Below are 25,696 nucleotides of genomic sequence, written 5' to 3'. Positions count from 1 at the left end.
TTTTTGCCTATGAATACAACAGAATAGGGGGGTTAAATTCTGATTAATAAGGGAATGAAGCATGCTTTACAGGCAAACTTCTCTATGGTTTTAGTGGCTGTGCTTTAGGCGGCAATACCGAATATTGGCAAAATGCGTCACCACCAAGCCCGCTGAGGCCGTATAAGCCAGGTATTCAAAAATAGGAGAAACTTCTTCAAGCACTAGCGCCACGACAAACAGGGATAGAAAACCCCACAGTGCTTTTTTAATCAGCGGAGACGTATTGTGGCGGGTCGCCGAATAAACGGCTATGATATTGATCCCGATAAAAACATAATCCAGACTTAGGTAGCCATCGCGTAAGGCATGGTCATTGGCCAGGGCCGTTGTCATCAATAATACAGGCGTAATCAAACAGTGAATAACGCACAGAACAGAGCCTGTAATACCAACGTAATCTGCTTTTTTCGATAAAAGATCAATCTTCATAATTCTTGAGGCAGTAACCGAATGCAAAAATAGGCGTTACCTTGAAAATATGCAACGCTGTTGCAAGGGATATTTTGACATAAAATGCAGCGTGGCTGCTTTCGGAGTAGTAAACCAGCAATGATGCAATAAAGTTGCATTTATTTTTGCAACAATATTGCAATATGTCTAGTTTTACAGCTAGAAATAGTGTTAACTACCTGATTTAAGAAGCAAGCACATGAACAAATTAAAATCGTCTTGGCTGGGTTTTTTCCTATTGGGAACGGTCCTGGTAACAAGTTGTGACAAAGCAGATAACCCTGAGCCACAGGATGAAAACGAACTGATTACAACGCTCAATTTAAAATTCACAGAGTCGGGAACGTCCAATCAACAAACGTTTACGTTTCGGGATGCCGATGGTGAAGGCGGACAGGCCCCTTCTAAATTTGACAACATTACGCTAAAAGCCAATACGACCTACCGGCTGGATGTTGAGGTACTGGACGAAAGTAAAAACCCGTCGGAAAATATTACGAGCGAGATAGAGGAGAAAAAGGATGAGCACCTTTTTGTCTACACCATTACACCCGCAGGTTTAGGGACGTATACGTACGGGGATAAAGATTCAAAAAATTTGAACGTAGGACTGACTGGCTCCCTGCGAACTGCGGCGGCAGGTACAGGTAAATTCCGGGTGCAGCTGCGCCACCAGTCAGGAACCAAAGATGGAACACCCGCGCCCGGGTCCAACGATATTGAAGTTGAGTTCAATCTGACGGTTAACTAAATAAGTGAAAGCGTGAATGAGCGAAAGAGTAATGAGCTAGTTGCTCGCTCTTTCACTCATTTACTCTTGCGCTCACTCTACGTTAGAGAATTTTGTTCAAAACGGTATAACCGATCAATTTCCCGTTGCGGTAGGTTTCGGATTTCAGGTCAAATAAAACATCGTTAGAACGATAGCTGACGACTTTCATATTCGACCGGATCGGAATGCCCATTGCCCGGTTGTCCATGTTCATATCCGAATTGACTTTGTAGGCTGTATACGTCCCGGCGGGCACCGTCAGGCTTTCCTTCCCTTCGACCTGCCGATTAACAAAGCTCATACTGATTTCCATCATCTTTGTTTCTTTGCTGTACATATCAGCCTCCAGTTTACCATCGGGCAGCTTTAAACCCGGACTAAGGTTGTGGGGATAGATAATCGCGTTCGTCTTCATCCGTAATTCCATATCGCGCATGTTCTGGTTGGCCATTTGCGTCATGCCGGACAAGTCAGCAATAATTTCGTTGCCGTTACAGACGTACTTTATAAGCATCTCCGTACCGCCTTTGTCTTTTTCGTCAAAGGACTGCATACCAATCTCGACGACCGTGGCACCTGCTTCTTTGCGAACGTCTTTGAATTTGTAAACAAGCCGTCCGTTGGGTTTCCCTTTGGCATTGTAGGAGAGCACTTCATAACCCGTTCCAGATTTTAGGTTCATTCCTGCGCACTCCTGCGCCTGTGTTTTAATGCTCAGAACGAGGAGAAAAAAGAAAATTAACTTTTTCATGGTGTTCGGAAATTTGAGAGTCAACTGGCAAGGTAAGTGGTTTTGCAGGGATGCAACGGCCTGATTTAGCCAACGGTTAATTGGTTAATAAATAATTCGTTACGAGTGCAAGCTTACACCCAGGCCATGCTCACTACACCAACCAGCATAATGAGTTTGCAGAGCGAGCTGAGGTACGAAAAATCCCGCTTGGTGTCGGCCATGACAAGCCGATAAATTAACCAGGTAATGGGAATGAGCAAAATAATGAAAATCCAGCCTAGCTGGGGATTGGCCAGCGAATGAGCCATGAGAAACAGCGTCGCAATAAACGTGGCAATAATGCCGTAAAGGAACTGTTTGGTGCGGCGAATGCCCCAGACAATGGGCAATGTCCGGCATCCAAACCGGGCATCACCGCGCACGTCTTCCATGTCTTTGATGATCTCGCGAACCAACGAAATACAAAAGGAAAAAAGAGCGTAAATCAAAAGAAGATCAACCTGTTGGCGGTAGTAAACAGCCAGCACAACGAGCGACATCGCCGTCAGAAAAGAAACGACAAAATTGCCGATAAACGGTTGCCGCTTCAGATTCGCCGAATAAAACCACAGCAATGTTACCGACACGACATCCGCGACAAACACCCATTTATTGAGGTAAAGCCCGATGCCAACCCCAATAATGTTTAGGGCCTGGTGAGCACCCATAGCCACCCGGCGGCGTAAAAAACGACCAATGATTACCCGGTCCGGCTTGTTGATTATATCAATCTTGATGTCAAAATAATCATTGATGATGTAACCGGCAGCAGCAATGCAAACGGTTGACAACGAAAGCAGAAATAAACGGGAGTCCAGAAAGAGGCGCATCCACTGCTCGCGCGGCCCAATGAGGGCTATCCGCGCCAGGTATTGCGTCGCGACAATGATAAGCAGGTTTTGAACCCGTATCAAGCGCAGAAAACCAAGAACAAAAGCTGATTTTGGAAATTTTCGGGTCATAACCGAAAAGTATTTTAGCAACCAAAGATACGCTTTTGGGCTGACAGATGCATATGACTCGTTAATTCATAAATTCTTCATCTGTTTCTGAATTAAATTTTGAACAGAAAGTGTAGGTTTTGCTGTTAATGGGTGAAGAATTTTATTGTACATGAAAATCGGAATCGTTTGCTATCCAACTTTTGGTGGGAGTGGCGTTGTCGCTACCGAACTGGGCAAAGCACTGGCAAAAGCTGGTCACCAAGTTCATTTTATCACCTACCAACAACCTACCCGCCTCGATTTTTTCAACGAAAACGTTTACTATCACGAAGTTAAGATACCAACCTACCCGCTGTTCCAATTCCCGCCTTACGAGACGGCGCTGGCCAGTGAAATGGTAAATGTGGTCCAATACGAAAACCTGGATTTACTGCATGTTCATTACGCCATTCCGCACGCTTCGGCGGCTTACATGGCAAAGATGATCTTAAGGTCCCAGGGTCGTTATATCCCCGTGGTTACGACGTTACACGGAACGGACATTACATTGGTCGGTAAAGATGCTTCTTACGAACCTGTCGTAACGTTTAGCATCAATGAGTCGGACGGCGTGACAGCCGTATCGCATGATTTGCGCAAGGATACGTATCGCCATTTCAAGATAAAGCGGGACATTGAAGTGATTCCCAACTTTGTCGATCTGGACCGGTTTAAGCGCCAGAAAAAAGATCATTTCAAAATGGCCATCTGCCCCAATGGCGAAAAATTAATCGTGCACACGTCGAATTTCCGGCGGGTGAAACGAATTGATGATGCGGTTGCGGTTTTTTACAAGATTCAGCAGGAGATTCCAGCCAAGTTGTTGCTTGTTGGCGATGGCCCGGAGCGGGCGCGCATTGAAAAAATGTGTCGGGATTACGGCATCTACGAAGGGGTGCGGTTTTTGGGCAAACTGGATGCCGTCGAAGAAGTTCTGTCGGTAGCTGACCTTTTCCTGATGCCTTCCGAGAACGAAAGCTTCGGCCTGGCTGCCCTGGAAGCACTGGCCTGCGAAGTGCCGCTTATTACGTCAAATGCGGGTGGTTTGCCCGAACTGAATGTGCAGGGTGTAACGGGTTTCATGAGTGATGTCGGCGATGTGGACGACATGGTGAAAAACGCACTTCATGTTCTTCACGACGATAACCTGCCTACTTTCAAACACAACGCGCTGGAACGGGCGAAGGAATTTGAGCTTTCCAAAATACTGCCTTTGTACGAAGCCCACTACGAGCGCGTGGTTTCTGAAACGCGATTGCAGACGAGTCCGACGCTCATTTCCTGAAAAAGTAGAAACAAATAGGGCGGCTTTGCGCGTTACTATACTAAGAGTCTATGGTTTTTAGCGACTAGCGGCGGTTTAGAGTTGTTCAGGTTGAAGGCTATAGATTTAGTTACTACTTCAACACAACGAGTATGAATCCAAATATTCCACGGACGGATCGTAAGAGGGTTGTTATCGTCGGGGCGGGATTCGGAGGGCTGCAATTGGCCCGTAAGCTGTCGCACCGAAAAGAATTCCAAGTTGTACTGATCAATAAACACAACTACCACGAATTTCAGCCGCTTTATTATCAGGTAGCTACATCCGGCCTGGATGCTAGCTCTATTCTTTTTCCGCTGCGTGCCGTTTTTGGCGGCTGTAAGAGCGTTCATATCCGGGTAACCAATGTTCAGAAAATTAACGTCAACACCAAAACGGTCGAAACGGATTTAGGGCCGATTGATTATGACTATGTAGTCATTGCAACGGGCGCTGATACGAATTATTTCGGCATGCAGAATATCATCGAACGGGCGCTTCCCATGAAGTCGGTTTCGGAGGCTATTGCCTTGAGGAACCGGTTGTTGCAAAATTTCGAAGACGCACTGGCTGTTACCAATGATGATGAGAAACAGGGGTTGATGAACGTTGTCGTTGTAGGTGGTGGACCTACGGGCGTTGAATTATGCGGTACCTTTGCCGAGATGAGACGCACGGTTTTGCCCCGTGATTATCCAGAGCTGGACTTCAACATCATGCAGATTTATCTGATTGAAGGCGGAGCCGAATTGCTGGGCCCAATGTCCGTTGAATCGCAGCAGAAGTCGCAGAAATACTTGGAAGAGCTAGGCGTTAAATTAATTTTTAACACCCGCGTAGTGGATTTTGACGGGCAGACTGTCTTCACAAAAGAAGGAACAACCATTCGAACCAATAACCTGGTCTGGACAGCTGGGGTTAAAGCCAGTCCGTTGAACGGATTACCGACGGAAGCCCTCGGGCGTGGTGGTCGTATTCTAGTCAACCGTTACAGCCAGGTGGAAGGCTTAGCGGATGTGTTTGCCATTGGTGATGTTGCCTTGATGACCGAGGAGGCCTGGCCAAACGGACACCCGCAGATTGCCCAACCAGCGATACAGCAGGGTAAGCATTTGGCTAAAAATATGGTCCACTTGGTCAAAAATGAGCCATTAAAAGAATTTAAATACAAAGATTTGGGTTCAATGGCTACGGTTGGGCGCGGATTGGCCGTGGTAGATTTGCCATTCTGGAAGTTTCAGGGCTTCTTTGCGTGGCTGGTCTGGCTCTTCGTGCACCTAATGGCTATCGTTGGTGTTAAGAATCGATTGCTGATTTTGATCAACTGGATGTGGGGTTATATGACGTATGATCAATCGCTGCGACTCATCATCAAGCCTAAAATACCCAAAGGGAATTTTGACGCCGTGAAGCACAAGGTGGAAGATCAACTTGTGACGCGTTAGTTAATTTTAAGGCGCTGGATAGTCGCCTGATATTCGAATACAACAACTATACACACTTTTATTACAACATGGAAGCAAACGTTGAAAAAGTCCGGCCTAAAAATACCGGCACCCGCCCTCTATTTGACAACCCCATTCTGGAAGCGCTTTCCCGGACCCATATTGCCGTTCCAATTACGATTTATTTAGTGACTGCCACCATTTTAGGTTGGTACGCGTTTACGTATACCGACATGACAGCGGGCTGGATTGGAACCTTATTCCTTTCTGGGATTCTCGTCTTTTCGCTAATTGAGTATGCAACGCACCGGGGTGTTTTCCACATGGAAACCAATACATCGCTGAAAGCTAAGATTCAGTATACTTTCCACGGCATTCACCACGAATATCCGAAAGATAAAACGCGTCTGGCTATGCCTCCTGCTATGGCGGTTTTTGTTGGTTTGGCGCTGTTTAGCGTTACTTTCCTGTTATTAGGGGAGGCTTCCTACGCCTTCTTTCCCGGCTTTTTGGTAGGGTATTCAGGCTACTTGTTTGTTCATTTCATTGTGCACGCTTACAAGCCACCGAAGAATTTTTTCAAGTGGTTGTGGATTAACCACGCCGTGCATCACTACAAAAGCCACGAAAAAAACTACGGCGTTTCGTCGCCACTTTGGGATTACGTTTTTGGCACCTATATGAAATAAATTATTCTCAATCATGAAAAGCCCCGGCCTTAGTTGGGGCTTTTTTTATGGCTGATTTTCAGGTATTTTTTCTTCTTTCGCAGCGAAATAGCTATTTGTCTAAGCCGGAGGGCAATCTTTTCAAACAAACCGATCGGGAAGGTATTTGCTTGAATATAAACGCTGTCTGTCGCGTCTTTGTACCAGATTTCGTACTTATTGTTTTTCATCCAGGCTTCGATTTCTGCCATGAACGGATTGGTGTAAAATTTACCGTGCGTTTCGAGGGAAATCACTTTAGGGCGACTGGTCAGGTATTTAAGCACATACCACTCGCTGCCTTCAATGTCAACGCTCAGTAAATCAATGGTTCCGTCGTCAATTTCTGAAAAGCGTTGGCAGGGGACTTCAACTGTTGTCTCCTGTTTGATCTGGTAGCGATCATTCTCAAGTGCGGGACTGGATTTTAAGGCCGAAACAAACGTCGAGGCGGATGCTTTTGAGAGTGTTAGTAAACCATTATAATCCCAGACGGCTACCGCGTGAACCGTTATGGGATAATTTTTGAAAGATTGCTTGATCTTTTCAACTACCTCCGGATCTGCCTCGACAAGCGTTGCCGGGATACCATCCTGAATAAAGTCGATTATATTAGACGTTTGCGGCAGATAAACACCCACTTCACAAACGTGATAAAAAGAAAGTTGCTTTGCTTTTAGCCTTTTATACAGTTCTGTCATTCCAAACGAACTAGTGACTTCAAATCTAAAAACGGCAATCTATCTTTTTTCTCGAATAAGTCGTTGAATTTCGTCTACTTTGTCGGGTAATGGAGCCTGGCGTTTGATAAATTTGCCATCGCGGCCAAGCAACGCCGCTGAAGGCATATCCAGCGTACGCAGAGCAAGCATAATCTCCGATGCGTTTTCATCGGGTGCAAACACATGTAATCCCCTTGGCTTGTTGCGGGCTACCCATTCCTGCCAAAAAGATTTATTGAGGTCACCGGCACATAGATAAACTACCAGTAAATCATTGCGGAATTGTTCGGCCAGGCTTTGGGCTTGCAGCGCCATATCCTGGGTTTGTTCAATCTGATCCGACCAGGTAATGACGTAAATCAGGCGACCACGTCCCTGCTCCCGAATTTTGTTTGCTACGTCGCGGCCACTCGGAAAAGAGCCATTTGGCAAGGCACTGGCATCCAGTAGAGCAACGCCGGGCATTACCGAAATCGGATTTCCCGGACTAGCCTGTTTTTTAACAAGCTGGTTAACCCCCCGGATGGCAGCACTGTCTTTGATCTGAAGGTTATACAACTCCGAGAAAGAAAGCTTATAGTTCCGGCTACTAACTCGGGGTGTAAAGTGGGCGTATGTCAGGCGAGTTTCGTTGAGAGTCGATTGCAACCAGCTCTGCGCAATAAGCTGACCCGTCAGAAATTCTCCTTCCGTGCTATCAGACGATTTGTCGATTTGAGCGAGCAAGGCTTCGTACGGCACCAGTTTGGACAGCGTATCCGCATTGCGTTCATATACCCGATTGATCAACGGTAAATCTTTGTTCTGAGCGCCCCCTTTCGAGATAATTTCGTTCAGCTTACTTTTCTCCGTGTTCGTTAATCCAGAACCATAACGAAGTAATAATTCTGCCAATCTTTGGATGGCAAGACCATTTTGCGTCGATCGATTGGATGCCTGAACAGGGCGGCGATTCACTTTTTGAACCAGATAGACAGACAGCCGGTCGTAAGCCGTTGCGCGGGCTATCGACATAAACGGATCCTTTGCGGGCCGTAAGCTATCCAAGACAGAAGCGGGCAGGGTTAACTCTTCTGCGGTGTATTTATCAAACAGGTAAGTCGCAGCTTCGTAGCGAATGGTTGACGTTAAAAAATCATTGAGCAGCGGCTGAAGCGTATTTTGGGCTTTGTATTCATTCGAAAGCTTGGAAAACTCTTCTACTAACGTTAGAAAAGTACCGTCGGCTGATTTGCGTTCCAGTCGTTGCTGCAAGCGTCGGTTGTCGGCGGGTTTTCTATTTTTGGCTTCGTAGGCCTTGAAACGGGCCAATTGGTTGTTGACATTAGCCAGATTACCGCCAAAGCGGAAGGGTAATTCTGTCACGTATAACGAATCGGCATCTAGCCCGATCTCAATCGTGCCAGAACTGGCCAGAAAGACACTGGAGACATTGCTGAACCGGAAATACATCTCTTCGTAGGGATAGATCTTAGGCAGCGTCAATTGGAAAGAACCATCAGGTTCAAGCTGCGCCGTGCGGGTCATCTCGCGGCTGGCTTGCAGGATGTTGCTTCGTGAAACCGAAACGGTAGGACTTTGGCGGTAGAGGTCAACGGTCAGGTTCTTGATGCGTCCCTTGATGGTAACCGAGTCCATTTTCTGGGCCAGCGCACAGGAAACCGTAAGAAAGAAGCAAAAAGTTAGTAGCAGGTAACGGGTAAGAGGCATAGCAACGGCAACTTATTTTACGCTAAGATAATGGTTCCGGGTGACACCCACTATAACGCTCAGAACAGGTTTCTGTTTACTTCACGACAATGCCGTGGTAACGCTCCTGTTCCACATAATCTTTACGAAGGGGGTAACCTTCCCAGTCGGCAGGAAGAAGAATCCGGCGCAAATCTGGATGGCCTTCAAAGGAAATGCCAAGCAAATCGTAAGCTTCCCGTTCGTGCCAATCGGCGGTGCGCCAGACCGGAGTAACCGACGGGACCGTAGGAAGCGGTTCTCCTTCGGCATTGCGTGGCACGACAATCTTCAGCATTAAATTTTCCTCGTAAGGAATAGACGTCAGGTTGTAAACGACTTCCATCGTGCCCGTTTTGGGGCCGTTATCGATGGCTGTCATGCAAGCCAAAAAATCAAAGAATAGGCGTTCGTCCTGCTTGAGGAAGTGACAAACCTCAGCAATCTGCGCCGTTTGAATCACCAGAAAAGGTTGCGTATTCTGAGTATTGGCTTGCAAAATGGCTTCCGCACCAAAATGTTCGGTCAGCAGGTCGGTTATTTCAGCGAATGTCATGCGGCAAATTCTGGTTTTTGTTCGCGGGCCAGCGCATTTTCCTGAGCCATTTCCAGCAAAGCGGTTGGTGCGGGCTCATCCGTCAAGCGTTCCCCCCGAATCTTTTCCTGTAATTTAAGAAAACCGCCAATCAAGGCTTCGGGGCGAGGTGGGCAACCAGGGACGTAGACATCAACCGGAATAATCCGATCAACACCTTTGACGACGTGGTAGCCGTGTTGCCAGTAAGGGCCACCGCAGTTGGAGCAGGAGCCCATCGAAACCACGTAGCGCGGCTCAGGCATTTGTTCGTAAAGCCGCCGGATTCGATCGGCCATTTTGAACGTGACAGTACCGGCCACAATCATCACATCCGACTGGCGGGGCGAAGGGCGGGGAAACGTACCAAAACGTTCCATATCGTACCCTGATGCCATGGTTTGCATCATTTCAATGGCGCAGCAGGCAATTCCAAACCCGACTGGCCACAGGGAAGATAGCCGGGCCCAGTTCAGTAAATCTTCGGCCGTAGTGAGCAACATGCCTCCTTCGCCGCTTTTAAATCGTTGATCTAACAGGCCACTCATATAATATTGGCATACAAACAACCAGAAGAGATTAAGTTTTCCGGGCGTTTGTGTTGGCGTATTTCTGGTTAATTTTCTCGTACATAGAGGCCGGAACATTCGAATGAACCACCGGCTTGGCGGGCTGTGGCTTGACCCAATCGAGGTAGCCTTTTACCCAGGCGTAAGCCAGCCCCAGCGATAGCAGTCCGACGAAGATCAGCATCTCTACTAAAGAGAACCAACCCCAGAGCCCATTCGTTTCCTCAATCAGCGTTTCCTGCCCAAAAACAATTGCCCACGGAAAAAGGAACACCAGCTCTACATCAAACAAGACAAAAATCAGCGCAACGACGTAAAACCGGATGTTGAATTGGATATTCGCATTCCCAATGGGCTCTTCGCCCGATTCGTAGGTGCTGAGCTTTTCGATGTTGGGGCGGTCGGGGCGGAGGAGTTTGGCCGCAAACAACATGGCACTTACAAGAACAAGTCCCGTAAGGATGAAAAGCAGGATAATTCCGAAGTCAGAAAGCATTTTTATCTACCTAAATCGGCTCAAGTCGCTATAAATGGAAATTTAAGCCTATCGAGAACCAGATTAAATAAGCCTTTCGGGCAAAATACCTAAATTTAACCTTTAAAACCTATAGTTTCATCCAAACGTAACCTCATGAACTTTATTTGTAGACACGTTTTACTACTGACGGCTCTACTGCCTGGAATTGCTTTGGCCCAGGACAATCAGTCGTACCAAACGCCGCCCAAGGCTATTACAGACCTGGCAACGGCCCCGCCAACGCCTTCGGTTAGTATTTCGCCTAAAAATGACTGGATGCTGATTCTGGAGCGTTCGGACATGCCAACCATTGCTGAATTGGCCGCTCCTGAACTACGAATTGGCGGATTGCGCATTAATCCACTCAATAACGGACAAAGCCGGGCACTTACCTACGTTGGAATGAAAGCAAAAAGCATTGCCAGCCAGCAGGAAAAAGCCATCACAGGGTTGCCCGCCGAGGTGCGAATTGCCGACGTAAGCTGGTCGCCGGATGGCAAGCAAATTGCCTTTACGGTACCCAAACAAAATACCATTGAATTATGGACCGTTGAGGTAGCTGCCGGAACGGCAAAAAAGCTGCTGGAAGGAGTGAACGATGCGATTCCGGGCATACCATATGAGTGGGGAAAAGACAGCCAGTCGCTCATTGTTAAGCTAATTGATGAGGCGCGCCAGCAACCTCCGCAGGCGCCGAGCGTACCAACCGGCCCAACCACGCAGGAAAACCGGGGCGGTAAAGCGCCTTCGCGTACCTACCAGGATTTGCTGAAAAATGTTACCGACGAAGCCTTGTTTGACTACCACATTGCCGGAAAGCTGGTTAAGGTAAGTCTGGCTGGGCAGCAGACGCCTTTGCTATCGGCTCGCATCGTGACCGATTTTAACCTTTCTCCCAATGGGCAGTATTTGCTGACGACTACCGTTAAAAAGCCTTATTCTTACCTGGTGCCCTACTCGTTTTTTCCAAAGACGATAGAAGTGCTGGATCAGGGTGGAAAATCGGTGAAGGTGCTGGCGGAAGTGCCTTTGGCCGAAAACCTGCCGACAGGCTTCGATGCGGTGCCAACGAGCATGCGTTCGGTGAACTGGCGGGCTGATGCACCGGCAACCGTTTACTACGTGCAGGCGCAGGACGGTGGCGATCCGAATAAAGAGGCGGCCATTCGGGATAAAGTATTTCTGATGCCCGCTCCGTTTACCGCCGAAGCGACTGAACTGGCTGCTCTTCCTCTGCGCTATCGGGGTGTTGTCTGGGGAAATGACGAGGTCGCGATGGTGTCGGATGGCTGGTGGAAAACCCGCAAAATTCGGACGCACCAGATTAGCCCGGCCAAACCCGGAAGTCTGAAAACTCTTTTCGACCGCAATACGGAAGATGGGTATGCTAATCCCGGTAGCCCTGCTACGAAAACCAACGAGGCGGGTCGCTCCGTGCTAGTGCTGGCCGACAAAGGCAAGTCCATTTTTCTGATCGGAGCGGGGGCGTCGCCGGAAGGCAACCGGCCATTCGTGCGGAAAATGAACCTGGATACGAAGACAACGAAAGAAGTATTCCGCTCGCAGGCTCCTTACTACGAAGTGCCCGTCGAAATTCTGGACGAAACGAAAAACATCATCATCACGCGTCGGGAATCGGTGGAGATGCCGCCTAATTATTTTGTGCGGAACCTAAGCAAAAAAGGCGACCAGCAACTGACGCAATTAACGTCTTTTCCGCATCCGTATCCGGCGCTGAAGAACATCAAGAAAGAATTGATTCAGTATACGCGTAAAGATGGCGTGAAGCTAACCGCTAAGCTGTACTTGCCCGAAGGTTATACCAAAGAAAAAGGCACGTTGCCGTTGCTGATGTGGGCGTATCCACGGGAGTTTAAGAGCGCTGATGCCGCCGGACAGGTGAAAGATTCGCCTTATGAATTTGTGCGTCTGAGCTGGGGTGGACCGCTGTTCTGGTTAACGCAAGGTTACGCCGTTCTGGACGACCCAGATTTGCCAATTATTGGCGAAGGAACCAACCAACCCAACGATACGTATATCGAGCAATTGGTTTCGGGCGCTGAGGCGGCGGTTGCCGAAGTGGTGCGTCGCGGAGTTGCTGATCCGAAGCGAATTGGGGTTGGTGGGCATTCATACGGTGCTTTTATGACGGCTAACTTACTGGCTCATAGTGATATTTTTGCGGCGGGTATTGCGCGCAGCGGTGCTTACAACCGGACATTAACCCCGTTTGGCTTCCAGTCCGAAGAGCGTACGTTCTGGGAGGCACCGGAAGTATACAGCCGCATGTCGCCCTTCAACCACGCGAATAAGCTAAAAGAACCGATTTTGCTGGTTCACGGCGAAGCCGACAACAACCAGGGCACATTCCCCATCCAGAGCGAACGGTTTTACAACGCACTGAAGGGCCACGGTGGAACGGCCCGACTGGTGATGCTACCGTACGAAAGCCACGGCTACGCCGCTAAAGAGTCCATCCTGCACACACTAGCAGAAATGAATCAGTGGCTTGATAAATACGTAAAAAATCGTCCGACTACGGGGCCACAGGCCAGCAAAGTGAGTACGGGTAAATAGGAATTAGTCGGAACCGCAGCGGATTAATCCGCTGCGGTTCCGTAATTTTGCAGCATGATCACCAAACCATTCATCGTTGGCATTACGGGCGGAAGCGCGTCCGGGAAGACCTCTTTTTTGAAAGGCTTACTTGACGCATTTAGTGAAGATGAAGTTTGCCTTATTTCACAGGATAATTACTACCGGCCACTTAGTGAGATTCCGCTTGATCCCAACGGCATCGAGAATTTTGATTTGCCCGAAACAATTGATCATCATCGGTATGCCCAACACATTGAGCAGCTTCGGGCCGGGCATTTTGTGGAGCAATTAGAATATACATTTAACAATCCGGCGGCTACTCCGCAAATCATTACGCTTAAACCGGCACCCATTATTGTTGTTGAAGGCATTTTTGTCTTTCACTTTAAAGAAATCGCGGACCAGCTGGATCTGAAAGTCTTTGTGGCGGCCAAGAACAAAATCAAGCTTGATCGCCGGATCAGGCGGGATACGGAAGAGCGGGGATATGATCTGGAGCTCATTAAATACCAATGGGAAAACCACGTTCGCCCATCATACCAGAAGTACATCAAGCCCTACAAGGCTGAAGCCGATGTCGTTATTCCCAATAATCAACATTATCAGAAAGGACTGGATGTGGTAATTGGGTATCTGAAAAGCAAGTTATAAAGCTTGCGCACGGAAGCGTAGCTATTTTCTATTCTTTTCGGCGTTCATCTTTTGGTGAACGCCTTTTTTGTGCGCTTAAACTGGGCTTTTCCAGCCGAAAATAGATGTGATTTTGCGCTCTTGGAAAAAGATAAAGCCCGCTCGCAAGGCGAACGGGCTTTAATGTTCATTTACTCAAATGTAGCTATCCCTTTACACACCATTAGTGTATGGCATCAAAGTAACAACATCTATTTCAAACAAAAAATAACTAAGCAATAACACCTAGTTATTTTTAATCTTGTTATTTTAATTGGGATTGATAATCAATCATTTAAAAGAGTAATATTTTTATTTTTTAATTTCGCTAATAAAAAAATCCCAGATTTCTCCGGGATTTATACGTGAATTAAAATGGGTACTTATTATAGCAAGTACTTAAGTCTTACTACTTCCTTTTCGGTAAGGTACCGCCAGTTTCCACGGGGTAAATCTTTCTTATTCAAGCCAGCATAAACCGTACGATCTAATTTGGTAACCTCATACCCGAAATGCTCAAAAATGCGGCGAACAATCCGGTTGCGACCACTGTGAATTTCAATACCAATCACCTGCGCGTCCGGCGTTACCAGACCCAGGTCATCGGGCTTGATCAAACCATCTTCCAGCTCAACGCCTTCCTTGATTTGTTCAAAATGCTCGCTCGTAATAGGCTTGTCAATTTCAACCTGGTATACTTTTTTGATATTATTGGACGGGTGCGTCAGCTTTTCGGCCAATTCACCATCGTTCGTTATCAGCAAAAGCCCGGTTGTGTTGCGGTCAAGACGGCCAACGGGGTAGATGCGGTACGGGGTTGCACTGCTAACCAGATCCATTACCGTATTGCGCTCCTTAGGGTCTTCCGTTGTGGTGATGTAGTCTTTGGGCTTATTCAGCAACACATACATCATTTTTTCTGGATTCAGTGCCTTCGTGCCGTATTTTACCGTATCGCTAGGCTTTACTTTATAGCCCATTTCGGTAACTACGTTTCCATTCACCTTAATCTCACCATTGGCAATAAGGCCATCGGCGTCCCGGCGTGAGCAGATTCCTGAATTAGCGATGTAGCGGTTCAGGCGGATGGTACCGTCGTTCTCTTCTTCGGATTCCGAATTACGGGTTGTTTTCCGGTTGGTAGGAACCTTAGCCTTCAGGCGATCCAGGTCGTAATTGGGGACTTTGCGATTGGAGTCAGCGCGGCGGTCCTCAGACGCAAACCGACGTTCCCGATCAGACGCATCGCTTGAAGGGCGACGTTCCCGGTTATCGCGGCGGTCATCCTTGTTATCATCCCAGCGGAATATTTTACGTTCTGGTTCTTTCCAGGCTGGTTCATCCTGCTTCGTGTTCCGGCGGTCACCGAAAGGGCGACGCTCAGGCCGACTTGGACGGTCGGACGAAGGGCCCCGGCGCTCATCGAATTTACGTTCGTTGCCATACCGGTTGTTGTCATCGCGGCGGAATGGGCGCTCATCTTTTGGCCGCTCGTTCCGGTCGGACGAAGGACCCCGCCGTTCGCCAAAGCTACGTTCGTTGCCATTCCGGTTGTTTTCTTCCCGACGGAACGGACGTTCGCCTCTAGGGCGTTCGTTGCGATCGGAGCTGCGGCGCTCATCGAATGGGCGGCTATTGCCCGTATCCCGACGGTTAAAAGTAGGACGGTCATTGTCATCCCGGCGGAATGGACGCTCACCGCGCTCCGAAGAGCGACGTTCACCGGAAGGCCGGCTATCATTATCGCGGCGGAACGGACGTTCGGGCCGATCAGACGAAGGGCTCCGGCGCTCATTGCGGTCGCCAAAAGGGGGACGTTCGCCTCTAGGGCGTTCGTCGCGGTTCCCAAAAGAAGGACGTTCACCTCTAGGGCGTTCGTTGCGGTCGCCAAAAGATGGCCGTTCACCTCTGGGACGTTCGTTGCGGTCGCCAAAAGCGGGGCGGTCACCTCGGGGGCGTTCATCGCGGTTGCCAAAAGATGGGCGGCTGTCATCACGGCGTTTAAAGTCGCGCCGTTCCGTATTCTCTTTCCGGAATGGTTGTTCACTGCGGGATGAACGATTGCCTTTGGGGCGGTCGTCCTCCCGATTGGATGAGCGGCGTTCAAAACTTGGACGTGAATCGCCAGCTTCATCGGCACGGTTACCGTCGTTTTGACGGGCTACGTTCTTATAAAAAGGAGCTTTGTCACTGTTGGAACGGGTGTCGTTTGTCCTGCCATCACGGCGGTCATTTGCACCGCGGCCATCAAAATTTTCCTCTCTGGAGTCTCTCTTCATGAAGTTGCAGTATCGCTACTGTAGTGTATTTTATTTTTTCTGATTTTCAAGGTTTTTTAATCAGCCTCTAAAAGTGGGCTTCAAAGTTAGCTTATTTTGGGACAACAAATAAAATAGGATTAATGATTAGGGATTCCTGACTAATTTTTCCTGATTTTTGTCCTAGACTGAGAACACATTAGTCTGCTGAATAATTCGTGGATTGCTTGACAAATTTGATTATGACTTCTACACCAACATCGCTGAAACCACTCTGGAAACCTGATCGGAAACTGATTGACCAATCGAATATGAAACGCTATTTCGACTGGCTTTTTGTGAAGAAAGGCTTGTATTTCCGGGATTATCACGATTTATGGGATTGGTCGACCACGGATCTGGAAGTTTTTTGGGAAAGCATCTGGCAATTTTTTGATGTACAGAGCCTTGAAGAATACTACGACGTCATCCAGAAACCGAAAAGTGGCATGATTGGAACGCGCTGGTTTGAAGGCGCCCGAATCAATTATGCTGAACATATTTTCCGCAACAAAACCTACGATTACCCGGCTCTCTTGTTTCAGTCAGAGCGGCAGCCGCTCACGGAAATGTCGTGGGCTGAACTGGAACGGCAGGTAGCGGCGCTGGCCGCTCACTTACGCGCAAAAGGAATTACTCCCGGCGATCGGGTTGTGTCGGTTTTACCGAATATTCCGCAGGCGGTAGTTGCTTTTCTGGCTACCAATGCGGTGGGCGGTGTTTGGTCGAGCTGCTCCCCCGACTTCGGAACGGCTAGTATTATTGATCGTTTTCAACAGGTCGAGGCAAAAATTCTGATCGCCGCTGATGGCTATACGTATAATGGTAAAGCCATTGATAAAACAGAAACCATTCATGAGTTGCGGGCTGCCTTGCCAACCGTCCAACAAATTATCTGGGTGCCTTATCTGAACCGGAATACCAGCCTGCACGAGCTAGACGTAAGGGGTAAACTAGGTGATGTAATTCTTTGGGAGACCATTCTGCGTGCCCCCGTAAGTGAGTTGGTGTTCGAAGCCGTTCCATTTGAGCACCCGATCTGGATCCTGTATTCATCGGGTACCACGGGAAAGCCCAAAGCCATTACGCACAGCGTGGGCGGTTGCCTCCTTGAGCATCTCAAAGCGTTGGCGCTGCACCAGGATGTAAAGCCGGGTGAGCGTTATTTCTGGTATTCGACAACGGGCTGGATGATGTGGAATTATTCCGTGGCGTCTTTGCTGGTCGGTGCGACGTTGGTTATTTACGACGGATCGGCGGCTTACCCTACTCTGGATGTGTTGTGGAACCTGGCCGAAAAAGCTAAAGTCAATCACTTCGGCAGCGGAGCGGCTTATTTTCTGGCTTGCATGCGCTCCGGGAAAAGTGAAGGCGAGGAGGAGACCAGACCGAATAGCAAATGGAAGCTGGACCAGTTACGAACCATTGGTTCTACGGGCTCGCCGCTGCCTGATGAAGGGTTTCGGTGGATTTATGAAGCGGTAAAAAAAGATGTCTGGCTTATATCACTCAGTGGGGGCACCGACGTATGCAGTGGCTTTGTGGGTGGCTCACCAACGCTGCCGGTTTACGAGGGCGAAATCCAGTGCCGAATGCTGGGCTGCAAGCTGGAAGCCTACAGCGAGCAAGGGAAACCTGTACGGAATGAATTAGGCGAAATGGTAATCCTGGAACCCATGCCGTCAATGCCTATTTATTTCTGGAATGATCCCGATAACGAACGCTACCAAAGCAGCTACTTTGAGCATTATGCAGGGGCCTGGCGGCACGGCGACTGGATCAAAATTACGGATCGCAACAGCATTGTTATTTACGGACGTTCGGACGCTACCCTAAACCGCGATGGCGTGCGAATTGGAACCAGTGAAGTGTACAGTGCTGTCGAAAGCTTACCCGAGGTATCTGACAGTTTGGTGGTTTGTCTGGAATTGCCACATGGACGCTTTTTCATGCCTTTATTTGTGGTATTAAGCAACAATAATGGGGAGCCAGAGCAACTAACTGAGGAAATAACGCAACGCATTCGACAGACCTTGCGCACCAAATACAGTCCGCGCCACGTCCCGGACGCTATTTATCAGGTAGCCGAAATTCCGTATACAATTAGTGGTAAAAAAGTGGAAGCTCCTGTCAAAAAGCTGCTGATGGGTGCCTTACCCCAAAATGTAACCAATCCTGATACATTTCGTAATCCGGCGGCCCTGAATGAGTTTGTGCGATTTGCCGAACTCTTTGAGCCGGAAAATTTACCATAAAAAACAGTTTTTGAAAGACTACGTTTTCGGCAAACATTTTGACTGGTTTCAAGCGTTTACTGGTCGTAGTGATACATACCTGAAACAGAACCTAAACCGGCCTTGTCACTAGAAAAAGGATGGTCTTTTAAGCAGTACAATTGTATGGAGGAAAACAGCAAAGATCGGCCAGGACCGAACACGTCAAAACACACGACAACTCCTAAAGCAGGTCAAACAATTCGAAATGACAAAGCAACGGTTCGATTACCTATTCTGTTGGGGTTAACCATGGCTGCGGGTATGCTGATCGGGGCCAATTTCTTCGGTAGTTCAAAAAGCATTGCCAACATCGGTCGGGGGTATTCAAAATTCAAGGAAGTTTTGCAACTGATTGAAAACAACTACGTTGATACGGTAAATACGGAAGAGTTGGTGGATTATTCCATCCAAAAAATGCTTGAGAAGTTAGATCCGCACACATCCTACCTGAATCAAAACGAGGCTGTTGCCGCACGGACCCAACTCGAAGGCGGGTTTGATGGAATCGGGATCGAATACAATATTTATAAAGATACGGTCTACGTAGTTACGCCACTGGCAGGAGGCCCTTCGGAAACGGCGGGGATTCAAAGCGGTGACAAACTGATTAAAGTAGACGAAACGCCTTTAACCGGGACTAAACTAGATAATGGACTGGTTTTTCAGACGTTACGCGGCCAGCGTGGAACGCCCGTTAAACTGGTAATACTACGCAAGGGCGAAAAGAAACCCCTTTCATTCACGGTGACGCGCGACCGAATTCCGACTTATTCGGTGGATGCTGCCTACATGATTGATGACAAAACGGGCTATATCAAAGTAAACCGTTTTTCTGAGACGACTTACGATGAGTTCAAAGCCTCCATGAATACCCTGAAACAGCAGGGGATGACCCAGATGGTGCTAGACTTGCGCAACAATCCAGGTGGTTACATGGATCGCGCAACCAGCCTCGCCGACGAGTTTATTGACGGTGATAAATTGCTGGTGTACACCGACGGAAAAGACAATCGGTATGACCGGCAGGTAAAAGCGCGCATTGCCGGACAGTTTGAAGAAGGGCCGGTAGTGGTTCTGATTGACGAAGGCAGCGCCTCGGCCTCTGAAATTGTAGCGGGGGCTTTGCAGGACCAAGATCGGGCATTGATTGTAGGCCGCCGGTCGTTCGGAAAAGGGCTGGTTCAGATGCCGATTATGCTGGCCGATGGATCAGAGCTGCGTCTGACAATCTCCCGGTATTACACACCAAGCGGCCGTAGTATTCAGAAGCCTTACACCCTGGGTAAGAGCAACGAAGAATATGAGCATGAACTGGAAGCACGGGCTAAGAACGGGGAATACTACATTGCAGACAGCATCAAAAACGATCCTAAATACAAATTCCAGACTTCAGGCGGACGGACCGTCTACGGGGCGGGTGGGATCACGCCTGATGTTTTCGTACCGCGTGATACGCTGTACATGACGGAATATCTGCTGAAGTTATACAACAAAAATATCATTCGCGAAACTGCGCTGGAGTACGCTAACACCAATAAAAAGCGCCTGGAGAAAGACGGATTTACGGCGTTCAGAAAAGATTTTGCGATCTCGGAGCCGATGATGAAAGCCATGATCGACGACGCAACGTCGCAAGGCGTGAAATTCAACGAGAAGGAGTTTAACCGCTCAAAGGATTACATTCGCACGCAACTGAAAGCCTACATTGCCCAGTATGTCTGGAAAGCGGGCAAAAAAGACGGTTTGAACAATGAGTTTTTTCAGGTAATGGCGGAGTCGGATGATACCTTCAAACAGGCAATGACGTTGTTCGACCGGGCACGAATGCTAGCTAAAGGAAACTATACAACCAAGAAATAAGGCCCAAGATGTAGCTGCCTGTCTGACTCATTTCTGAGTTGGACAGGCAGTTTCATTTAAAGCTCCGCTTTCTTTTTTCTGAAGACGTAGGCTACGCCCAGGCGCGAGTAAAAAACGCCGCTCTTAAAGTTGCTTTCCACGGACGGTGACATTTCGAAGGCCGCCTGCAAATTTGGAATGGATTGAATGGGAGACACCCGAACACCAATTTGTAACGAATAACCCTGCAAAAAATCATCGCCCAGAGCTGCATCGACGGGGCTAAAACGAATGCCAGGACCTACATAAAACTGGTAGGTTTCCGTACGCTTGACGTTAATTAACGGGGTAATGGTTGTGTTCAGTTGCCCGAATAACGTATTGGTCTGGAACCGGGCGTCCAGCCAAAGTAGCCGTTGCGGATTGGTGCTAACGGTAAAAAGATTTGCCCAGGGGTAATAAGCAACTGACGCCTGACCAAAGGCGGAAATACTACAGGGAAGAAGGAAAAGTACAAGCCATTTTTTCATTCCGCAAAGGTAGGAACGGTTTTGGCTTTTCCTTTGGCGTAATTTATTAACTTGTTCGTACACTAATCCACAAATTGCCATGAGTTCTACAACCGATAAACCGGCCCATCTGCTGAAAACCCTTGACGGTGTGCTGGACGGACTAATGAGCCGGTACCGTGAGCTTGTCCCAGCCGTTTCAGGAATTATAGATGCGCTACTGGATGAAGGCGTGATCAAAAATGTGGAGGATATTGAAAACGATCACATTGCTTTCCGGACGATGGGTGTTCCTAGTTTAGGAATCAAATCGTTTGAGAAGATCTTTCTGCATTATGGTTACCAAAAGCAGGATCATTACGACTTCAGCGAAAAAAAGCTAAATGCTTACTGGTATAGTCCACCGGAGCCGAAATATCCCCGCATTTTTGTGAGTGAACTACGCGTTCGGGAGTTATCCGATGAGGCGCAGCACATTATTTATAAATACACCGACAACATTGTTTTTGATCCCGTTGATGCGCTGGATCTGGATGACGCCAAAGCCGTAGACGCGTTTTTGCACGAGCCGCTCTGGGACACGCCGACCCGCGAGGAGTACCTGACTTTGCTGAAAGAAAGTGAATATGCCGCCTGGGTAATCTACAACCGATATTACCTGAACCATTTTACTATTAGTGTTCATAATCTCAAAAAAGGCTACAATACCATCCAGGATTTTGTGGCTTTTCTGGAAAAGCGGGGCTTCAAGCTGAACGATGCCGGCGGAAAAATAAAGATCAGCCCGGATGAAGCGTTGTTGCAGGCGTCGACGGTTGCCCAGATGATTGAGGCTGATTTTGCGGAAGGAGAGAAGCAGCGCATTGCCGGTTCATACGTAGAATTTGCCGAGCGGCGCGTTCTGCCCCAGTTTCAGCACCTACCTGCCAGCGAGATTCGGCGGGAGCACCGGCGCGACGGCTTCGAAGCGGGAAATGCCGATAAGATTTTTGAAAGCACGTTTACGTCGCAGACCAACAAATAAATTGCCTGCTCCCGTTATCCCTAACGGGAGCAGAATTTCTACCCTACGTCTGAATAACACCCACGTTGAAAGGCTTCGTGATAGGAGCCTGATTGGCCGCTTCAATTCCCATCGAAATCCAGCGGCGGGTCTCCAGCGGATCAATGATGGCATCGACCCAAAGGTTGGCGGCGGCATAATAAGGCGATAATTGTTGGTTATACTGGTTGGTAATGCGTTGTAAAAGCGCCTGCTCATCTTCGGGCGTGATGGTTTGTCCTTTGGCCTTCAATGAAGCAACCTGAATCTGCAACAGCGTTTTGGCCGCCGAAGCGCCGCTCATGACGGCCATCTGCGCCGTCGGCCAGGCAACAATCAACCGGGGGTCGTAGGCTTTGCCGCACATGGCGTAATTCCCGGCTCCGTACGAATTGCCGACAACAACCGTAAATTTCGGAACGACTGAGTTGGCCATCGCGTTGACCATCTTTGCACCGTCTTTAATAATGCCCCCTTGTTCTGACCGGCTACCTACCATAAAACCCGTTACATCTTGCAAAAAAAGAAGCGGTATTTTCTTCTGGTTGCAATTCATGATAAAACGGGCCGCTTTATCGGCAGAATCCGAATAAATAACGCCACCCATCTGCATTTCGCCCGGTAAGGATTGGCCATTGCTGCCCGTACGGCCCTTCGATTTGACCACTTTGCGCTGGTTAGCAACAATGCCGACCGCCCAGCCGTCGATGCGAGCGTGGCCGCAAAGAATGGTCTGGCCGTAGAGTTCTTTGTATTCCTCGAATTCAGAATTATCCACGAGGCGAGCAATGATTTCCCGCATGTCGTAGGGTTTCACCCGATCGATGGGAAGTATCTGGTAGATTTCCTGCGGATCTTTTGCCGGTGAAGCGGCTTCGACACGGTCGAATCCTGCCTTTTCGGGCTGGCCAATCTTACTGAAAATCTTCCGAATGGCATCCAGACAACTTTTGTCATCCGGGTATTTATTATCGGTAACACCCGAAATTTCACAGTGGGTGCTGGCCCCCCCGAGCGTTTCAGCGTCTACGTCTTCGCCAATGGACGCTTTAACCAGGTAAGGCCCCGCCAGAAAAATAGAACCTGTTCCTTCGACAATCAGGGCTTCGTCGGACATGATGGGTAGGTAAGCGCCCCCCGCCACGCAACTTCCCATGATGGCCGCCACCTGAACAATGCCCATCGACGACATCTGCGCATTGTTTCGAAAAATACGCCCAAAGTGTTCTTTATCGGCAAAAACCTCGTTTTGTAGAGGAAGATAAACACCGGCACTATCGACCAGATAAATGATTGGTAGGCGGTTTTCCATGGCGATTTCCTGCGCCCGGAGGTTTTTCTTGGCCGTAATAGGAAACCAGGCTCCAGCTTTCACTGTCGCATCGTTGGCTACAATGAGGCATTGCCGACCGGATACGTAACCAATTCCTACCACAACGCCACCCGACGGGCAACCGCCGTGTTCGGTATACATGCCTTCGCCAACGAATAAGCCGATTTCGATGAAAGGCGCACCTTCATCCGTTAAGTAAGCAATGCGCTCGCGGGCGGTAAGTTTTCCTTTTTTATGCTGATCGTCTAGGCGCTTCTGGCCACCGCCCAGAAAGGTTTGTTCGGCGCGTTGACGAAGTTCATCCAGTAAAGGTTGCATGGGTATTTCAGTTGAAAGCATCACGATTGGGTTTTGTTGATGTGGACTAGCGAAATATGACAAGATAGCGAAAAAATAAAACCTCGGCTATCAAACCGAGGTTTTGTGTAAAGCAGTAATTAGCTACCAAAAGATAATTATTCCTGATCAACAGGCGCTTGGGTAGTATCTCCTGGTGTTGTAACAGAGCCAGGCACAGGGACTGTCTGGGTCGTTCCGTCTTTCTTTTTCTTGTCCTTCGCGCCAAAGATGGAGAAGTGGACATAACGCTTTGGATTTTCCCGCAGGTCGGTCAGGAGCTTATCCAGGCTGGCGGTGGTACTGGTCATGTTGGCGTACAGTTTCTCGTCGCTTTTCAGTTTTCCCAACGTTCCCTGGCCACGGTTAATGTCGGCCAGCATTTGTTGCAGTGCCCGGATTGTCTGGTTGGTGCTCTCAAGCGTTTGACTCAGGTGCAGGGCATTGAGCGAATCCGTAAATGTACTGGCTTTGGCCAAAATGGGTTTTAGCTCTTTCTCGGTTTGAACAAGGCTTGCCGTCAGGCGGTTAACGTTGCCTAGCATTTCCCGAAGGCTCTGACGGTTTTCAACCAGGGTTGAGTTCAGTGTTCCGGTTGCCAGATCAGCCGAGGCCAGGGTTCTGTTCAGAATTGCTTCGGTTTGGGCAAAGCCTTTTACAATGCCGTTAAGGCCAATCATCAGGGAGTCAAATTTGGCCAGTACGGGCGGTAACTTTTCCTGTACCTGGGCTGAGATTCCTTTTTCTCGGCCACCTACCAGCGTATCTCCACTATCCAGTGGCTGTCCGGCCATGTTCAATTCCAGGCGAACCAGCTTGCCACCCAAAGGACCCGAATCAGCCAGAACAGCTCTGGTTCCCTGCCGTATAATGATTTCTTCGTTGACGTCCAGGGTTACCAGCAATTTGTTGTTTTGCGTCTGTAGAATGTCAATTCGCTCCACACGGCCAATGGCTAATCCATTCAATAAAATAGAGTTAGAAGGGGCAAGGCCGTCGATATTGTCATAAATTACATAAAACTTGTTGGAGCGGGAGAAGACCTCAGAACCTTTCAGGTAATTAAATCCAAAGTAGAGAATCGTCATAGAGACGACAGCCAGGATACCTACTTTTGCTTCTTTAGAAATTTTCATGCGTGTGCAAATCGGTGATTGAGCAGACTGATAATCAGTCAACACTAGAACTGGCCGCGAAGTTAGAAAACTCTCTGATCACTCAGCTGCATCGACTTCCTGTTTGTAAGCTTTAAAAGCCCTAACAATAGAGTCAGAGATTTCGTCCTGGCCTTCTGCCGAAGCCAGATAACGTTCTTCAGTTGGATTCGTCAGGTAGCCGGTTTCGATCAGTACGCTGGGCATCGTGGTGCGCCAAAGTACAATAAAACCAGCCTGTTTTACGCCTCTACTGGTTCGCTCAGCATGTTTCCGGAAGCAGTATTCTACTTTTTGCGCAAAGTTGATACTACTGCTCATGAAAGCGTGCTGATAATTGGCTAGCATAATATGTGCCAGAGGAGAGTTAGGGTCAAAGCCTTTGTATTTTTCCTGATAGTTATCTTCTTTCAGGATAACAGCGTTCTCACGCTTGGCAACGTCCAGGTTCCCATCTGTTTTATGCAACCCCATTGTGTAGGTTTCTGTTCCATATACCTGGCTGGAGCGCGGACTCGCATTGCAATGGATGGAAATAAATAAATCGGCTTTATTGCGGTTGGCAATAGCCGGACGGTCGCCCAATTCAATAAATTTGTCCGTTGTTCGGGTGTAGATCACCCGAACGCCAGGCATTTCTGCTTTTATTTTTCGACCGACTGCCAATGCGAGTTTCAAAACGATGCGCGATTCCCGAGAAATCCGGCCCAAACAGCCGGGATCTTTTCCGCCGTGTCCTGCATCGAGAACTACGGTTCTCAACCGACCCGGAGCTTCCACAGGTTCGCTCACAAAAGGCTCTTCTTCAACGCCTTGTGGCTGAATGTGCGGTTGCTGAGGAAGCTGCTTAACCTGTAAAGTAAGGCTAGGCAGGAAGACAAAACTGAAAAAGGGAATGACAAAAACAGCCATCAGCACAGACGCTCCAAAAGCCTGGCTACTTGATTTAATAATTTTTAACAGCGCAATACGTTTCAAGACAGTGTTGAGATAACAGTTAGCTACTAACTTTGTAAATCGGGTAGACCCTCCGGGGTTAGCTGGCCGCATCAATTAGCA

General features: G+C 48.4%; 22 protein-coding genes. 9 read left to right on the top strand and 13 right to left on the bottom strand.

Annotated elements, in window-relative coordinates:
- Window positions 1-90 precede the first annotated feature (90 nt).
- The gene (locus L0Y31_RS00615; protein ID WP_234735129.1) at window positions 91-471 is read right to left on the bottom strand and encodes a MerC domain-containing protein; all 381 of its coding nucleotides are present in this window, start codon (window positions 469-471) and stop codon (window positions 91-93) included.
- A gap of 220 nt (window positions 472-691) precedes the next feature.
- On the opposite strand from L0Y31_RS00615, the gene L0Y31_RS00610 reads away from it, so the two are divergent.
- The gene (locus tag L0Y31_RS00610; protein ID WP_234735128.1) at window positions 692-1,243 is read left to right on the top strand and encodes a hypothetical protein; all 552 of its coding nucleotides are present in this window, start codon (window positions 692-694) and stop codon (window positions 1,241-1,243) included.
- A gap of 82 nt (window positions 1,244-1,325) precedes the next feature.
- On the opposite strand, the gene L0Y31_RS00605 is transcribed toward L0Y31_RS00610, so the two are convergent.
- Both L0Y31_RS00605 and L0Y31_RS00600 read right to left on the bottom strand, forming a co-directional pair.
- Complete coding sequence (locus L0Y31_RS00605; protein ID WP_234735127.1) at window positions 1,326-2,015, bottom strand: TapB family protein; 690 nt, start codon at window positions 2,013-2,015, stop codon at window positions 1,326-1,328.
- Window positions 2,016-2,128: 113 nt separating this feature from the next.
- A complete protein-coding gene (locus L0Y31_RS00600; RefSeq protein WP_234735126.1) occupies window positions 2,129-2,998 on the bottom strand; it encodes a geranylgeranylglycerol-phosphate geranylgeranyltransferase in 870 nt (289 codons plus the stop codon).
- Window positions 2,999-3,149: 151 nt separating this feature from the next.
- On the opposite strand from L0Y31_RS00600, the gene bshA reads away from it, so the two are divergent.
- From bshA to L0Y31_RS00585, 3 genes are all read left to right on the top strand, one after another.
- Entirely contained in the window at window positions 3,150-4,304 is a 1,155-nt protein-coding gene (gene bshA / locus L0Y31_RS00595) for an N-acetyl-alpha-D-glucosaminyl L-malate synthase BshA (RefSeq protein ID WP_234735125.1), read from the top strand.
- Window positions 4,305-4,435: 131 nt separating this feature from the next.
- Window positions 4,436-5,767 (top strand): NAD(P)/FAD-dependent oxidoreductase, encoded by a 1,332-nt coding sequence (locus L0Y31_RS00590; protein ID WP_234735124.1) that lies wholly within the window; start codon window positions 4,436-4,438, stop codon window positions 5,765-5,767.
- Window positions 5,768-5,835: 68 nt separating this feature from the next.
- Window positions 5,836-6,456, top strand: coding sequence for a sterol desaturase family protein (locus L0Y31_RS00585; RefSeq protein ID WP_234735123.1), 621 nt, complete (start codon window positions 5,836-5,838; stop codon window positions 6,454-6,456).
- Window positions 6,457-6,485: 29 nt separating this feature from the next.
- Here the strand turns inward: L0Y31_RS00585 and L0Y31_RS00580 are convergent, their stop codons facing one another.
- The 5 genes from L0Y31_RS00580 to L0Y31_RS00560 all read right to left on the bottom strand — a co-directional run bounded on the left by L0Y31_RS00580 (window position 6,486) and on the right by L0Y31_RS00560 (window position 10,563).
- Window positions 6,486-7,175, bottom strand: a complete 690-nt coding sequence (locus L0Y31_RS00580) for an FkbM family methyltransferase (protein ID WP_234735122.1) — start codon at window positions 7,173-7,175, stop codon at window positions 6,486-6,488.
- A 39-nt stretch (window positions 7,176-7,214) separates the two neighbouring features.
- On the bottom strand, window positions 7,215-8,906 hold the full coding sequence (locus L0Y31_RS00575; protein ID WP_234735121.1) for a hypothetical protein: 1,692 nt from the start codon (window positions 8,904-8,906) through the stop codon (window positions 7,215-7,217).
- 76 nt (window positions 8,907-8,982) lie between these two features.
- Entirely contained in the window at window positions 8,983-9,480 is a 498-nt protein-coding gene (locus L0Y31_RS00570) for an NADH-quinone oxidoreductase subunit C (RefSeq protein WP_234735120.1), read from the bottom strand.
- The gene (locus tag L0Y31_RS00565) at window positions 9,477-10,046 is read right to left on the bottom strand and encodes an NADH-quinone oxidoreductase subunit B (RefSeq protein WP_234735119.1); all 570 of its coding nucleotides are present in this window, start codon (window positions 10,044-10,046) and stop codon (window positions 9,477-9,479) included. Before L0Y31_RS00565 ends, L0Y31_RS00570 begins: the two co-directional genes overlap by 4 nt.
- Before the next feature lie 31 nt (window positions 10,047-10,077).
- A complete protein-coding gene (locus L0Y31_RS00560) occupies window positions 10,078-10,563 on the bottom strand; it encodes an NADH-quinone oxidoreductase subunit A (protein WP_234735118.1) in 486 nt (161 codons plus the stop codon).
- A gap of 135 nt (window positions 10,564-10,698) precedes the next feature.
- Between L0Y31_RS00560 and L0Y31_RS00555 the strand changes: the two genes are divergently transcribed.
- A complete protein-coding gene (locus tag L0Y31_RS00555) occupies window positions 10,699-13,161 on the top strand; it encodes an alpha/beta hydrolase family protein (RefSeq protein WP_234735117.1) in 2,463 nt (820 codons plus the stop codon).
- A gap of 54 nt (window positions 13,162-13,215) precedes the next feature.
- Window positions 13,216-13,833: a uridine kinase gene (udk, locus tag L0Y31_RS00550; RefSeq protein WP_234735116.1), complete on the top strand. Its 618-nt coding sequence runs from the start codon at window positions 13,216-13,218 to the stop codon at window positions 13,831-13,833.
- 404 nt (window positions 13,834-14,237) lie between these two features.
- Here the strand turns inward: udk and L0Y31_RS00545 are convergent, their stop codons facing one another.
- On the bottom strand, window positions 14,238-16,130 hold the full coding sequence (locus L0Y31_RS00545; RefSeq protein ID WP_234735115.1) for a pseudouridine synthase: 1,893 nt from the start codon (window positions 16,128-16,130) through the stop codon (window positions 14,238-14,240).
- Window positions 16,131-16,351: 221 nt separating this feature from the next.
- Between L0Y31_RS00545 and L0Y31_RS00540 the strand changes: the two genes are divergently transcribed.
- Together L0Y31_RS00540 and L0Y31_RS00535 are read left to right on the top strand one after the other, a co-directional pair.
- Window positions 16,352-18,403, top strand: coding sequence for an acetoacetate--CoA ligase (locus L0Y31_RS00540; protein WP_234735114.1), 2,052 nt, complete (start codon window positions 16,352-16,354; stop codon window positions 18,401-18,403).
- A gap of 144 nt (window positions 18,404-18,547) precedes the next feature.
- The gene (locus L0Y31_RS00535) at window positions 18,548-20,284 is read left to right on the top strand and encodes a S41 family peptidase (RefSeq protein WP_234735113.1); all 1,737 of its coding nucleotides are present in this window, start codon (window positions 18,548-18,550) and stop codon (window positions 20,282-20,284) included.
- A gap of 56 nt (window positions 20,285-20,340) precedes the next feature.
- Here L0Y31_RS00535 and L0Y31_RS00530 read toward each other — a convergent pair whose 3' ends face one another.
- Window positions 20,341-20,793 carry a hypothetical protein gene (locus tag L0Y31_RS00530; protein ID WP_234735112.1) on the bottom strand — a complete coding sequence of 151 codons (453 nt, stop codon included), beginning with the start codon at window positions 20,791-20,793 and terminating at the stop codon, window positions 20,341-20,343.
- Window positions 20,794-20,872: 79 nt separating this feature from the next.
- On the opposite strand from L0Y31_RS00530, the gene L0Y31_RS00525 reads away from it, so the two are divergent.
- Window positions 20,873-21,796, top strand: coding sequence for a DUF1338 domain-containing protein (locus tag L0Y31_RS00525; protein ID WP_234735111.1), 924 nt, complete (start codon window positions 20,873-20,875; stop codon window positions 21,794-21,796).
- A 43-nt stretch (window positions 21,797-21,839) separates the two neighbouring features.
- Here L0Y31_RS00525 and L0Y31_RS00520 read toward each other — a convergent pair whose 3' ends face one another.
- From L0Y31_RS00520 to L0Y31_RS00510, 3 genes are all read right to left on the bottom strand, one after another.
- On the bottom strand, window positions 21,840-23,465 hold the full coding sequence (locus L0Y31_RS00520; protein ID WP_234735110.1) for an acyl-CoA carboxylase subunit beta: 1,626 nt from the start codon (window positions 23,463-23,465) through the stop codon (window positions 21,840-21,842).
- 137 nt (window positions 23,466-23,602) lie between these two features.
- The gene (locus tag L0Y31_RS00515; RefSeq protein WP_234735109.1) at window positions 23,603-24,619 is read right to left on the bottom strand and encodes an MlaD family protein; all 1,017 of its coding nucleotides are present in this window, start codon (window positions 24,617-24,619) and stop codon (window positions 23,603-23,605) included.
- A gap of 78 nt (window positions 24,620-24,697) precedes the next feature.
- Complete coding sequence (locus L0Y31_RS00510; RefSeq protein WP_234735108.1) at window positions 24,698-25,615, bottom strand: N-acetylmuramoyl-L-alanine amidase family protein; 918 nt, start codon at window positions 25,613-25,615, stop codon at window positions 24,698-24,700.
- Window positions 25,616-25,696 lie beyond the last annotated feature (81 nt).

Source organism: Tellurirhabdus bombi (assembly GCF_021484805.1).
GTDB classification, from domain to species: domain Bacteria; phylum Bacteroidota; class Bacteroidia; order Cytophagales; family Spirosomataceae; genus Tellurirhabdus; species Tellurirhabdus bombi.
The sequence above is the reverse complement of the archived record's forward strand: the minus strand, read 5'-3'. Positions and strand labels throughout refer to the sequence as shown.

Bases quoted from the DNA above. Each gene is read 5' to 3' on its own strand.
- L0Y31_RS00615 (WP_234735129.1), bottom strand. From the start codon at position 471: ATGAAGATTGATCTTTTATCGAAAAAAGCAGATTACGTTGGTATTACA.
- L0Y31_RS00610 (WP_234735128.1), top strand. From the start codon at position 692: ATGAACAAATTAAAATCGTCTTGGCTGGGTTTTTTCCTATTGGGAACG.
- L0Y31_RS00605 (WP_234735127.1), bottom strand. From the start codon at position 2,015: ATGAAAAAGTTAATTTTCTTTTTTCTCCTCGTTCTGAGCATTAAAACA.
- L0Y31_RS00600 (WP_234735126.1), bottom strand. From the start codon at position 2,998: ATGACCCGAAAATTTCCAAAATCAGCTTTTGTTCTTGGTTTTCTGCGC.
- bshA (WP_234735125.1), top strand. From the start codon at position 3,150: ATGAAAATCGGAATCGTTTGCTATCCAACTTTTGGTGGGAGTGGCGTT.
- L0Y31_RS00590 (WP_234735124.1), top strand. From the start codon at position 4,436: ATGAATCCAAATATTCCACGGACGGATCGTAAGAGGGTTGTTATCGTC.
- L0Y31_RS00585 (WP_234735123.1), top strand. From the start codon at position 5,836: ATGGAAGCAAACGTTGAAAAAGTCCGGCCTAAAAATACCGGCACCCGC.
- L0Y31_RS00580 (WP_234735122.1), bottom strand. From the start codon at position 7,175: ATGACAGAACTGTATAAAAGGCTAAAAGCAAAGCAACTTTCTTTTTAT.
- L0Y31_RS00575 (WP_234735121.1), bottom strand. From the start codon at position 8,906: ATGCCTCTTACCCGTTACCTGCTACTAACTTTTTGCTTCTTTCTTACG.
- L0Y31_RS00570 (WP_234735120.1), bottom strand. From the start codon at position 9,480: ATGACATTCGCTGAAATAACCGACCTGCTGACCGAACATTTTGGTGCG.
- L0Y31_RS00565 (WP_234735119.1), bottom strand. From the start codon at position 10,046: ATGAGTGGCCTGTTAGATCAACGATTTAAAAGCGGCGAAGGAGGCATG.
- L0Y31_RS00560 (WP_234735118.1), bottom strand. From the start codon at position 10,563: ATGCTTTCTGACTTCGGAATTATCCTGCTTTTCATCCTTACGGGACTT.
- L0Y31_RS00555 (WP_234735117.1), top strand. From the start codon at position 10,699: ATGAACTTTATTTGTAGACACGTTTTACTACTGACGGCTCTACTGCCT.
- udk (WP_234735116.1), top strand. From the start codon at position 13,216: ATGATCACCAAACCATTCATCGTTGGCATTACGGGCGGAAGCGCGTCC.
- L0Y31_RS00545 (WP_234735115.1), bottom strand. From the start codon at position 16,130: ATGAAGAGAGACTCCAGAGAGGAAAATTTTGATGGCCGCGGTGCAAAT.
- L0Y31_RS00540 (WP_234735114.1), top strand. From the start codon at position 16,352: ATGACTTCTACACCAACATCGCTGAAACCACTCTGGAAACCTGATCGG.
- L0Y31_RS00535 (WP_234735113.1), top strand. From the start codon at position 18,548: ATGGAGGAAAACAGCAAAGATCGGCCAGGACCGAACACGTCAAAACAC.
- L0Y31_RS00530 (WP_234735112.1), bottom strand. From the start codon at position 20,793: ATGAAAAAATGGCTTGTACTTTTCCTTCTTCCCTGTAGTATTTCCGCC.
- L0Y31_RS00525 (WP_234735111.1), top strand. From the start codon at position 20,873: ATGAGTTCTACAACCGATAAACCGGCCCATCTGCTGAAAACCCTTGAC.
- L0Y31_RS00520 (WP_234735110.1), bottom strand. From the start codon at position 23,465: ATGCAACCTTTACTGGATGAACTTCGTCAACGCGCCGAACAAACCTTT.
- L0Y31_RS00515 (WP_234735109.1), bottom strand. From the start codon at position 24,619: ATGAAAATTTCTAAAGAAGCAAAAGTAGGTATCCTGGCTGTCGTCTCT.